Genomic DNA, 11,339 nt, shown 5'->3' on the forward strand with positions numbered 1-11,339 from the left:
GTGCGTGTCCTGGCCTACGAGCTGCGCCGCCTGCGCGGCCTGCGTTCCACCTGGCTGTTGCTCGCCGCCGTGCTGCTGTGCGACGCCGTCACGGCCGCCGTCCTGGCGAGCCAGGCCCCGGCCGGCCCGCTGGCCGCCCCGGCCGGGGTGCGGCTGCTGACCGCCGCCGTGCCGCTGATCCCGCTGCCGTTCGCCGCGTTCGGGGCCGGCGTGCTGGGCGCGCTCTCGTACGGGCACGAGGTGCGACACCCGGGGCTGCCGGCCTCCCGGGTGTCGTACCCGCGGCGGGTGCAGCTGCTGCTGGCCAAGCTGCTGGTGGTCGGTCCCGTCGCGGGGCTGTTGGCGCTGGCGACCCTGCTGCTCGACGCCGTGGCGGTGCAGCTGGCGCTGCCGGGCGGGGTGACGGTGGCCGCCTGGGCGGAGCCCTCGGCCTTGTCGGACCAGGTGTCGCAGACGCTGGCCGCCACCGGGCTGTCCGGCCTGGCCGACCTGCCGGGCCTGGTCGACCTGCCGGGCGTGTTCGCCCCGGTGGGGCTGGCGGCCGGCCCCGGGGTGCCGGCGGCTCTGCTGGCCTTCGTCCTGCTGACCGTCGTGGCGGGCTGGACCGGGGTGCTGACGGCGTCGCTGACCCGCAGCGCCTCGGTCGGGGTGCTGCTGTTGTGCGCGCTGCCGCCGCTGCTGGAGTCCGGTGTGGCGCTGCTGCTGCGGGAGACCGGCAGGCCGTGGCCGACCCGTGCGGCCGAACTGCTGCCGTTCCAGTCCGGCGTCGAATGGGCCTACGGCTGGGTTTACCGCGGGGGGCACGAGGCGGCGGCCGGGAGTGCGGCGCTGACGGATCCGGCCCTGCTCGTGGCGGTGGCGGCGCCCGCGGCCGTCCTGCTGCTCGCGGCGCTCCTGGTGCAGGTCCGGCGGCGCGCGCTCTGACGCCGGGCGTCGAGGGGGTGGTCGCGCCGAAGAATCAAGATCGACCAGCAGTGACCGTAATGCGCGGTTCTTCCTGATAAGAAGTCAATTATCCAGTCGCGGTCGATCACCCTTTCGTGTGCTTTTCACGAGAATTCTCAAGCTGCGCCTGCCGATCGCCGACAAAGGAGCTGTGAGTACCCTTGCGCACCCCACCATGACCCCCGCCCGTTCCGCCGACGGACCCATCCACGGCCCCGGCGATCTGGACCGCTTCTCGTACGCCGACCGGCCGACTCCGCCGGCGCCCCGCTGGGAGGGCGCCGAGTCCGATCTCGCCCGGGTCGGCCGCAAGACCACCAGCAGCCGCGGTCGCGGTCTGCACGGCCAGCTGGTCCAGCAGCTCGGCCAGATGATCGTCTCCGGCGACCTCGGTGCCGACCGTCCGCTCGTGCCCGAGGAGATCGGCCAGCGGTTCGAGGTGTCCCGCACAGTCGTCCGCGAGTCGCTGCGCGTCCTGGAGGCCAAGGGCCTGGTCAGTGCCCGGCCGAACGTCGGCACCCGGGTCCGCCCGGTCGCCGACTGGAACCTGCTGGACCCGGACATCATCGAGTGGCGCGCCTTCGGCCCGCAGCGGGACGAGCAGCGCCGGGAGCTGTTCGAGCTCCGCTGGGCGATCGAGCCGCTGGCCGCCCGGCTCGCCGCCGGCCACGGCCGGGAGGACGTCCAGCAGCGGCTGGTCGAGCTGGTCGAGATCATGGGCCACGCCGCCGCCCAGGCCGACCTCTCCACCTACGCCCGGGCCGACGCCGAGCTGCACGGCCTGATCCTCCAGATGGCCGGCAACCGGATGCTGGAGCACCTGTCCGGGATCGTCGCCGGCGCGCTGCAGGTGTCGGGCGGCCCGGCGATCTCCTGCGAGCGCGCCTCCGAGTCCTCGGTCAGCCTGCACGCCCGGCTGGTGGACGCGCTGGGCACCGGCGACGGCACCGCGGGGGAGGCCGCGATGCGGGCGCTGCTCACCGTCCACCCCGAGATCGAGCCGTCCGTCCCCGCCCCTCGGGAGCACTGAGCGGGCTGTTCCGGTGAGCGGGCGCCCCGTCCGTCCTCCGTTCCTCCAGGGCCCTCCGGCCGCACCCGCGCGGCGCAGCCGGAGGGCTTCTGCACGTCGGCGGTTCGACCCGGACGCGTGATGCCCCGTCCATGACAACAGGTTTCGGCGCGGGTGAGCGATGATGGATTCCGGCCCCGTGGCCGTGGGCGCCGAGTGGTGTGACCCGCGACACGAAGGCCATGCGTAACACTTGACGAGTAGCAGCGATGTCTCCTGAGCGGGGGCAGCTCCGGAATACTTCAACATGTCACAATGCTGTGTTGGTCCGCGGCGCTGCTGCCGTCCTGCAAACCCAGTCCTCAAGCCCGAGTCGGTCGGAATCGACACCGCGCGTCCGACGCGCGATTTCCTTCCCCGCCCGCTCGGGCGGCCGGTACGGGTTCGAGTCCACTCATCGTCCGAGAGGTTGTTCGTGTCGGCCAGCACATCCCGTTCACTTCCCCCCGAGATCGCCGAGTCCGCAGCTCTGCTGGCGCTCATCGAGCGGGGCAAGGCCCAGGGGCAGATCGCCGGTGACGACGTGCGCCAGGCGTTCGAGGCGGACCAGATCCCGGTCACCAAGTGGAAGAACGTCATGCGCAGCCTCAACCAGGTGCTGATTGAGGAGGGGGTGGATCTCATGGTCAGCGCGGCCGAACCGGCCGGCGCCAAGCGCAAGAGCGTTGCTGCCAAGAGCCCCACCAAGCGCACCGCCACCAAGGCTGTCACCACCCGGAGCCCGTCCGCCTCCACGGCCCCGACCAAGCCGCCCGTACGGATCGCGCCCGGTGCGCCCGTCGCGGCCCCGGCCGTCGCGGCCGCCACGGCGTCCGCCCCCACGGTGTCCGCCGGGATCACCTCGGAGACGACCGGTGTCGCCTCCGAGCTGAAGACGGTCGCGGCGAAGAAGGCGGCCCCGGCCAAGAAGGCCGCCGCCAAGAAGGCCGCCGCGCCGGCCAAGAAGACCGCCGCCAAGAAGACCGCCGCCAAGGCGGGCAAGGGCGACGAGGAGCTCGGTGGCGAGGAGGAGCTGCTCGAGGACGTCGCGCTGCCCGGCGACAAGGCCGGCGAGGAGGCGGAGCCCGAGGAGGAGTCGCAGGGCTTCGTGCTCTCCGACGACGACGAGGACGACGCGCCGGCCCAGCAGGTCGCCGTCGCCGGTGCCACCGCCGACCCGGTCAAGGACTACCTGAAGCAGATCGGCAAGGTCCCGCTGCTCAACGCCGAGCAGGAGGTCGAGCTCGCCAAGCGCATCGAGGCCGGCCTGTTCGCCGAGGACAAGCTCTCGGCCGCCGACAAGCTCGCCCCCAAGCTCAAGCGCGAGCTGGAGATCATCGCCGAGGACGGCCGCCGCGCCAAGAACCACCTGCTGGAGGCCAACCTCCGCCTGGTGGTCTCGCTGGCCAAGCGCTACACCGGCCGCGGCATGCTCTTCCTGGACCTGATCCAGGAGGGCAACCTCGGTCTGATCCGTGCGGTCGAGAAGTTCGACTACACCAAGGGCTACAAGTTCTCCACCTACGCCACCTGGTGGATCCGCCAGGCGATCACCCGCGCCATGGCCGACCAGGCCCGCACCATCCGCATCCCGGTGCACATGGTCGAGGTCATCAACAAGCTGGCCCGCGTCCAGCGCCAGATGCTCCAGGACCTGGGCCGCGAGCCCACCCCGGAGGAGCTGGCCAAGGAACTCGACATGACCCCCGAGAAGGTCATCGAGGTCCAGAAGTACGGCCGTGAGCCGATCTCGCTGCACACCCCGCTCGGCGAGGACGGCGACAGCGAGTTCGGTGACCTGATCGAGGACTCCGAGGCGGTCGTCCCGGCCGACGCGGTCTCCTTCACCCTGCTCCAGGAGCAGCTGCACTCGGTGCTGGACACCCTCTCCGAGCGCGAGGCCGGCGTGGTCTCGATGCGCTTCGGCCTGACGGACGGTCAGCCGAAGACGCTCGACGAGATCGGCAAGGTGTACGGGGTCACCCGTGAGCGCATCCGCCAGATCGAGTCGAAGACCATGTCGAAGCTGCGCCACCCGTCGCGTTCCCAGGTGCTGCGCGACTACCTGGACTGATCCGGCCGGTACGGTCGCAAGCGTGTGACGAAGGCCCGGAGCCCCACGGCTCCGGGCCTTCGCCGCTGTCCGGGCCCGGGCGGGTCAGCGTCCGGGTGGCCGTTGTCCCTCGTCCGGGTGGCGGTTTGGCGGGAAGCGGTCGCACCGCGTAGTCGATCACCTACGCTGTGGCGGTTGCCTGCTGCCGAGCCGACTGGAGTCACGGTGCTGCCCAACCCGGACCGCGCTGCCCTGCCGACCCCCGCCCCGCCCCCGGCGAGCCCGGCGGCCGCCCGTGCGGGCCGCCGCCGACGGGCCGCCGTGCTGGCGCTGCTGGCCGCCGTCCCCGTCCCGCTGGTCGCGCTCGGTGCGGCCGGTCCGGCCGGGGCGCAGCGCCGGGTGGTCGGCGGCACCGCCGAGACCACCGCCGACCACCCGTGGGTGGTGGCGCTGTCCAGCCGCCAGCAGTTCGGCAGCGGCCGCTCCGGCCAGTTCTGCGGGGGAGCGCTGGTCACGCCGACCAAGGTGGTGACGGCCGCGCACTGCTTCTACGACGAGTCCCGGGGCGCCAAGGTGGACCGGCCGGGGCTCAAGGCCGTCATCGGCCGGGACGACATGCGCAGCTCGGCCGGCCGCGAGGTGCCCGTGCGGTCGGTCTGGATCCACCCCGACTACTCCTTCACCGCGAACCTGAACGACGTCGCCGTGCTCACCCTCGCCGACCCCCAGGACTCCCGGCCGGTGATCGACCTGGTCGGCCAGGGCGAGACCGAGCCGTACGCGGCCGGGACCGCCGCGCGGGTCTTCGGCTGGGGCGACACCACCGGGCACGGCGACTACTCGCCCACGCTGCGCGGGGTGGAGGTGCCGATCATCGCGGACCAGATCTGTGCGCAGGCCTACCCGGGCGGGCAGGACGGCAAGTTCGACGCCCGGGGCATGGTGTGCGCGGGCGAGGAGAAGGGCGGCAAGGACGCCTGCCAGGGCGACAGCGGCGGCCCGCTGGTCGTCGGCGGCCGACTGGTCGGCCTGGTCTCCTGGGGGACGGGTTGCGCCGAGGCGGCCCACCCGGGCGTCTACACCAGGGTGGCGTCCGTCGCGGACGCGGTGCGCTCGGTGCTGTGAGGGCCGCCCGGACCGTTGCCGGTGGCCAACTGGTCACGTTCTGAAGCCACATCGCTGCGGAGCGTGCGGCTCTCCGGGAACAGCAGAGCCGGGCGACCGGCCCCGAGGGGACCTGTCGCCCGGCTCACCGGTCGCGCGTGGTGCGCGACCGGACACACAGCTCGACGCCGACTGCTGGTGTGGCGCCTTGGATCAGCGCTCTTCTTCGGCGGCCGTGGCGTTGGTGGTGCCGCTGAGACGGCCGCTCTCGTCCTGTATCTCCACGGCGATCTTCTTGAGCTCGGGCTCGAACTTCCGGCCGTGGTGGGCGCAGAAGAGCAGCTCTCCGCCGCTGGCGAGTACGACGCGCAGGTAGGCCTGGGCGCCGCAGCGGTCGCAGCGGTCAGCCGCGGTGAGCGGGCTCGCAGGTGTCAGAACAGTAGTCACGTCGCCTCTTCTCTAGCTCGACGAGCTGTCGTACCAGGGTCAACATCCAACCAGGCCGAAAACGTTCCCGCTCGTGGCTTTTCTTCTCTGAGGATTCTGCTGTGTTGATGAGGACGTGCCCCGGGGGCCGGTGGTTCATGCGTACCGAATCCCAGGATCCGCCCGTCCCTCGAACGCCCGATCGGGACCGGGTGCGAGGTCCGCGTAGCATAATCCTCTGCCGGGTTGGAGCATAAGCCCCGCCCCGGGCCCCGGTAGCCTGCATAACGGCAGTTCCGGAGCCTGTGCCAGGCCCCACGATCCGCCAGGACCGGTGGTACCGGGAGGAGATGGCGCCCCGGGGTCCGGAATACCGGAGCGGTCCTTGTTCGCGCAGCGCGTACAAGCTGCGCGGGAGCGGCCCGCCGTGCTGTGCACCCAGCGGAGGGGTGCGAGCACACCGGGCGACGGCTGTCGGTGCGGCGTGCTGCACTGGCGGATGGTCCGGATGCGTCCGGATGTGACCGATAAGACAGAACTTCACCGAGGAGAGTGCCGCGTGAGTGCCGAAACGACCGTGCCGTCCGCACTGCTGGCCGGCGACGACGGTTCCAACTACACCGCTCGGCACCTGCTCGTCCTGGAGGGCCTGGAGGCGGTCCGCAAGCGCCCCGGCATGTACATCGGCTCGACGGACAGTCGCGGCCTGATGCACTGCCTCTGGGAGATCATCGACAACTCCGTCGACGAGGCGCTGGGCGGTCACTGCGACCGCATCGAGGTCCTGCTGCACCCGGACTCCTCGGTCGAGGTCCGCGACAACGGGCGCGGCATCCCGGTCGACGTCGAGCCCAAGACCGGGCTGTCCGGCGTCGAGGTCGTGATGACCAAGCTGCACGCCGGCGGCAAGTTCGGCGGCGGCTCCTACGCGGCCTCCGGCGGCCTGCACGGCGTCGGCGCCTCGGTGGTCAACGCGCTCTCCGCCCGGCTGGACGTCGAGGTCGACCGCAGCGGACACACCCACGCGATCAGCTTCCGCCGCGGAACCCCCGGCATCTTCACCGAGGCCAGCCCGGACGCGCCCTTCGAGCCCGCCAACGGCCTGACCAGGGCCCGCAAGGTGCCCAAGGCCCGCACCGGCACCAGGATCCGCTACTGGGCCGACCGGCAGATCTTCCTCAAGGACGCCCGGCTCTCCCTGGAGCACCTGTACAGCCGCGCCCGGCAGACCGCGTTCCTCGTCCCCGGCCTGACCATCGTCGTGCGTGACGAGCGGCTCACCGAGAGCGAGCAGGTCGAGGAGTCGGTCTTCCGCTTCGACGGCGGCATCGCCGAGTTCTGCGAGTTCCTGGCGCCCGACAAGCCGGTCTGCGACGTGCTGCGACTGCACGGCGAGGGCACCTTCAAGGAGACGGTGCCCGTCCTGGACGAGCTCGGCCACATGACCCCCACCGAGGTCACCCGGCAACTCGGCGTGGACATCGCGCTGCGCTGGGGCGCCGGTTACGACACCACCCTGCGCTCCTTCGTCAACATCATCGCCACCCCCAAGGGCGGCACCCACATGACCGGCTTCGAGCGCTCGCTGGCCAAGACCGTCAACGAGGCGCTGCGCGCGGCCAAGCTGTTGCGCGTCGCCGAGGACGACATCACCAAGGACGACGCCACCGAGGGCCTCACCGCGGTGGTCACCGTCCGGCTCGCCGAGCCGCAGTTCGAGGGCCAGACCAAGGAGGTGCTCGGCACCTCGGCGGCCAACCGGATCGTCGCCGCCGTCGTCGCCAAGGAGCTCAAGGCCTTCCTCACCTCGGCCAAGAAGGACCAGAAGCTCCAGGCCCGGGCCGTGCTGGACAAGGTCGTCGCGGCCGCCCGCACCCGGGTCGCGGCCCGCCAGCACAAGGAGGCCCAGCGCCGCAAGACCGCGCTGGAGACCAGTTCGCTGCCGGCCAAGCTGGCCGACTGCCGCAGCGACGACGTCGACCGCAGCGAACTGTTCATCGTCGAGGGCGACTCCGCGCTCGGCACCGCCAAGCTCGCCCGCAACTCCGAGTTCCAGGCGCTGCTGCCGATCCGCGGCAAGATCCTCAACGTGCAGAAGGCCTCGGTGAGCGACATGCTCAAGAACACCGAGTGCGCCGCGATCATCCAGGTGATAGGGGCCGGTTCGGGCCGCACCTTCGACATCGACCAGGCCCGCTACGGCCGGGTCATCTTCATGGCCGACGCCGACGTCGACGGCTCGCACATCCGCACCCTGCTGCTGACGCTGTTCCACCGCTACATGCGGCCGATGGTCGAGCAGGGCCGGGTCTTCGCCGCCGTGCCGCCGTTGCACCGGATCGAGCTCACCAGCCCCAAGCGCGGCCAGGAGAAGTACCACTACACCTACTCCGACGCCGAACTGCGCTCCACCCTGCTGGAGTTCCAGCGCAAGGGGCAGCGCTGGAAGGAGCCGGTGCAGCGGTACAAGGGCCTGGGCGAGATGGACGCCGACCAGCTGGCCGAGACCACCATGGACCCGCGCCACCGCACGCTGCGCCGGATCAACCTGGGCGACCTGGAGCAGGCCGAGCGGATCTTCGACCTGCTGATGGGCAACGACGTCGCCCCGCGCAAGGAGTTCATCGTGGACTCGGCGGCCACCCTGGACCGCTCCCGTATCGACGCCTGAGGCCTTCGGATCCCTCCGGCACGAGGGCCCTCCACCCGTGGGTGGAGGGCCCTCGTGCTGCCGGTTCCACCTGTGGTCCACCCCGACGCCGATCAACCGGGGCCGCCGGATCCGTAACGTCGGAGAGGTCAGTACAAGCCTCCTGTCGGGACGGAGAAGTCCGATGACCGCCCTCGTCAACATCGTCGTGATCATCGCGGTGATGGTCCTCGTGGTCCAGCGCCAGATGCGCGCCCAGCGCCTGGACACCGAGCGCCGCTTCTGGCTGCTGCCGCTGATCCTCGGCGCGCTCGCGCTGCGCGACCCGCAGCTCATCGACCACCAGCACACCGCGCTGTCCGCCACCCTGGTCGGGTGCGGCCTGGTGGCGGTGGTCGCGATGGGCTCCGTCTGGGGCTGGACCGTGCGGCTGTGGCGGGCCGGGGACGGTTCGGTCTGGGCCAAGGGCACCAAGGCCACGGTGGCCGCCTGGGTCGGCATGCTCGCCATCCGGCTCGCCCTGTACGGCGTCGGCGCGGCACTGCACGTCCACCAGGCGGGCAGCGCGCTGCTGCTGGGACTGGCGGTCCTGCTGCTGACCCGCTCGTTCGTGGTGAACTGGCGGGCACGGGCCCTGGACCTGCCGCAACAGGCCGCCGTACCGCGCTGACCGCCTTGCCCGGGGCCTGCCGGGCCCGCTGTCCGAGAACGTCGAGGAGGCACCCGTGGCCGAGTGGTACTGGACCCGCTGGCCGTCCCGCGAGGGGCTGGAGCGCGAGGCCGGGAGATGGCCGCGGCGGGCCCTCGCCCTGCTCGGCCGCACCGTCCTGCTGGTCGTCGTCTGCTGGGGGACGTTCTCCGGCGGCAAGTACACGGGCTGGGCGGTGGCCGTCGCGGCGGCCGGACTGCTCGGGGTCGCCGCCCTGGCCGCCGGCTACCTCTACGCCACCCGGGAACAGCGCCTGGCGCTCTCGCTCGGCCTGGCCGCCGCCCTGCTCGGCAGCGCCTGGCTGGCCAACTGGGGGCAGGCCTACCTGCTGGCCGACTTCGTCTGGTGCGGGCTGGCCGTGATCGGGGTGGTCCGGCTGCCGGCCGCGCCCGGCCTGCTCACCGCGGCGGCCGCGCTGGGCTCGTACACCGCCGCCAGCTGGGCGAGTTGGGTGAGCATCTTCGCCACCATCGGCGGGCTCGGCCTGCTCGGATACCTGCTGCGGCTGGACGTCGAGGCCCGTGGCACCGCCCGCCAACTGCTCACCCAGGAGCGCGCCGCCCGGGCCGCCGAGGCGGAGAGCGCGGCGCTCGCCGAACGGGCCAGGATCGCCCGGGAGATCCACGACGTGCTCGCGCACAGCCTCTCCGCGCAGCTCGTCCACCTGGAGGCGGCCCGGCTGATGCTGGACGCCGGCACCGACCGCGAGCAGATCCGCGAACGGGTCGTCGCCGCCCGGCGGATGGCCCAGGACGGGCTGGTCGAGACCCGGCAGGCGCTGTCCGCGCTGCGCGGCGAACTCACCCCGGTCGGCGAGTTCCTGGTGGAGCTGACCGGGCGGGAGCGGGCCACGCTCACCGTCACCGGCACGCCCCGGCCGCTCGCCGCCGAGGCCGCCCTCGCGGTGCGGCGCACCGCGCAGGAGGCGGTGACCAACGTCCGCAAGCACGCGCCCGGCGCCCGGTGCACCGTCGAACTGCGCTACCTGGCGGAGGCGGTGGAGCTGGAGGTGCGCAACTCCCGCCCTCCGCGCGGCGAACCGTCCGGGGAGCTGTCGGCCAGCGGCAGCGGGTACGGTCTGCTGGGGATGCGCGAACGCGCGGAACTGCTCGGCGGCACCCTGCTGGCGGGCCCCGAGGACGGAGGGTGGCGCGTGCTGCTGCAGGTGCCGGCATGAGCGAGCGCGGCGAGCTCATCATCAGCAGGTGCGGATTTCGCGAAGCGACTGCCGAGCGAAGCGGGGCGGGCGCATGAGCGAGCGCGGCGAGCTCATCATCAGCAGGTGCGGATTTCGCGAAGCGACTGCCGAGCGAAGCGGGGCGGGCGCATGAGCGAGGCAGAGGTCACCAGGGTGCTGGTGGTGGACGACCAGACGGTGGTGCGCGAGGGCATCGTGATGCTGCTGGGGCTGCTGCCCGGCATCGAGGTGGTCGGCGCGGCGGCGGACGGGGAGGAGGCCGTCGCCCTGGTGGAGCGGTGTCACCCGGACGTGGTGCTGATGGATCTGCGGATGCCGCGCGTCGACGGCGTCGAGGCGACCCGGCGGATCCGGGCCGCGCACCCGCAGACCGAGGTCGTGGTGCTCACCACCTACGCCGACGACGACTCGCTGTTCCCCGCTCTGCAGGCCGGGGCGCGCGGATACCTCACCAAGGACGCCGGCGGTGAGGAGATCGCCCGGGCGATCGCGGACGTCCGCGCGGGGGCAGCCGGGCTCTCGCCGCAGATCCAACTCCGTTTGCTGGAAAGGCTTTCAGGGCCTCCGGCCGGATCCGTGCCGGGGGCCGGGAAGCCGGTCGGGCGGCCGGGGGAGCTCCCGGACGGGCTGACCGCCCGGGAGGCGGAGGTGCTGGCGCTGATCGCCGAGGGGCTCTCCAACGCCGAGATCGCCCAGCGGCTGTTCGTCAGCCAGGCCACCGTGAAGACGCACATCAACAACCTGTTCGCCAAGACCGCGGTAAGGGACCGGGCGCAGGCGGTCTCGTACGCCTTTCGACACGGGATCACCGGTACGCAGCAGTAGTCGGATGAGTGTCTGTCGGATGATCGATCACCTCATCGAGTGAAGGTATCGGCAATGGTCAGAGGGGCTGTCCGGCGGCCGCCATCATGGTTGGGGTCAGAGTGCCCGCCGGTCCAGGAGCAGTTGTGCCACAGCAGCAGACGAGCAGTCCCGGACAGGGGCAGCGATTTGACTGGTGGGCCGCTCCGGCCGCCGCCACCGCCTCCGACCGGTCGGCCGTGCCCGGCCAACCGGCGGTGCCGGCCCAGTCGACCCCCACCCGCGCGGTCCAGCCGGTACCGGCCGAGCGGGCGGCCCGCCCCCGACCCCCACCCCCCGCCCGCGCCCCCCCCCGAGCGGGAGGGCGCCCCCCCGCCGCGGGTGGCGCGCCCCCCCCCCTCC

Annotated in this window: 9 protein-coding genes; 8 read left to right on the forward strand and 1 reads right to left on the reverse strand. The window is 72.3% G+C overall.

What is annotated here, in order from left to right; genetic code table 11:
• The 4 genes from ACFV61_RS03535 to ACFV61_RS03550 all read left to right on the forward strand — a co-directional run bounded on the left by ACFV61_RS03535 (position 1) and on the right by ACFV61_RS03550 (position 5,171).
• On the forward strand, positions 1-924 hold the full coding sequence (locus ACFV61_RS03535; RefSeq protein ID WP_380489876.1) for a hypothetical protein: 924 nt from the start codon (positions 1-3) through the stop codon (positions 922-924).
• 118 nt (positions 925-1,042) lie between these two features.
• Positions 1,043-1,975, forward strand: a complete 933-nt coding sequence (locus ACFV61_RS03540; RefSeq protein WP_063349357.1) for a FadR/GntR family transcriptional regulator — start codon at positions 1,043-1,045, stop codon at positions 1,973-1,975.
• A 454-nt stretch (positions 1,976-2,429) separates the two neighbouring features.
• Entirely contained in the window at positions 2,430-4,067 is a 1,638-nt protein-coding gene (locus tag ACFV61_RS03545; RefSeq protein WP_063349358.1) for an RNA polymerase sigma factor, read from the forward strand.
• Positions 4,068-4,367: 300 nt separating this feature from the next.
• On the forward strand, positions 4,368-5,171 hold the full coding sequence (locus tag ACFV61_RS03550) for a S1 family peptidase (RefSeq protein WP_380489884.1): 804 nt from the start codon (positions 4,368-4,370) through the stop codon (positions 5,169-5,171).
• A 192-nt stretch (positions 5,172-5,363) separates the two neighbouring features.
• Here the strand turns inward: ACFV61_RS03550 and ACFV61_RS03555 are convergent, their stop codons facing one another.
• Positions 5,364-5,597: a hypothetical protein gene (locus ACFV61_RS03555; protein WP_063349359.1), complete on the reverse strand. Its 234-nt coding sequence runs from the start codon at positions 5,595-5,597 to the stop codon at positions 5,364-5,366.
• Between the two features lie 538 nt (positions 5,598-6,135).
• On the opposite strand from ACFV61_RS03555, the gene ACFV61_RS03560 reads away from it, so the two are divergent.
• The 4 genes from ACFV61_RS03560 to ACFV61_RS03575 all read left to right on the forward strand — a co-directional run bounded on the left by ACFV61_RS03560 (position 6,136) and on the right by ACFV61_RS03575 (position 10,958).
• A complete protein-coding gene (locus ACFV61_RS03560; protein WP_063349360.1) occupies positions 6,136-8,247 on the forward strand; it encodes a type IIA DNA topoisomerase subunit B in 2,112 nt (703 codons plus the stop codon).
• Between the two features lie 163 nt (positions 8,248-8,410).
• A complete protein-coding gene (locus ACFV61_RS03565; protein WP_380375609.1) occupies positions 8,411-8,896 on the forward strand; it encodes a CcdC protein domain-containing protein in 486 nt (161 codons plus the stop codon).
• Between the two features lie 55 nt (positions 8,897-8,951).
• Positions 8,952-10,112, forward strand: coding sequence for a sensor histidine kinase (locus tag ACFV61_RS03570; RefSeq protein ID WP_380489878.1), 1,161 nt, complete (start codon positions 8,952-8,954; stop codon positions 10,110-10,112).
• 150 nt (positions 10,113-10,262) lie between these two features.
• Positions 10,263-10,958, forward strand: a complete 696-nt coding sequence (locus ACFV61_RS03575; RefSeq protein WP_063349363.1) for a response regulator transcription factor — start codon at positions 10,263-10,265, stop codon at positions 10,956-10,958.
• Positions 10,959-11,339: the final 381 nt, after the last annotated feature.

This window comes from Kitasatospora sp. NPDC059817 (assembly GCF_042731835.1).
Lineage (GTDB): Bacteria > Actinomycetota > Actinomycetes > Streptomycetales > Streptomycetaceae > Kitasatospora.

Bases quoted from the DNA above. Each gene is read 5' to 3' on its own strand.
- ACFV61_RS03565 (WP_380375609.1), top strand. From the start codon at position 8,411: ATGACCGCCCTCGTCAACATCGTCGTGATCATCGCGGTGATGGTCCTC.
- ACFV61_RS03575 (WP_063349363.1), top strand. From the start codon at position 10,263: ATGAGCGAGGCAGAGGTCACCAGGGTGCTGGTGGTGGACGACCAGACG.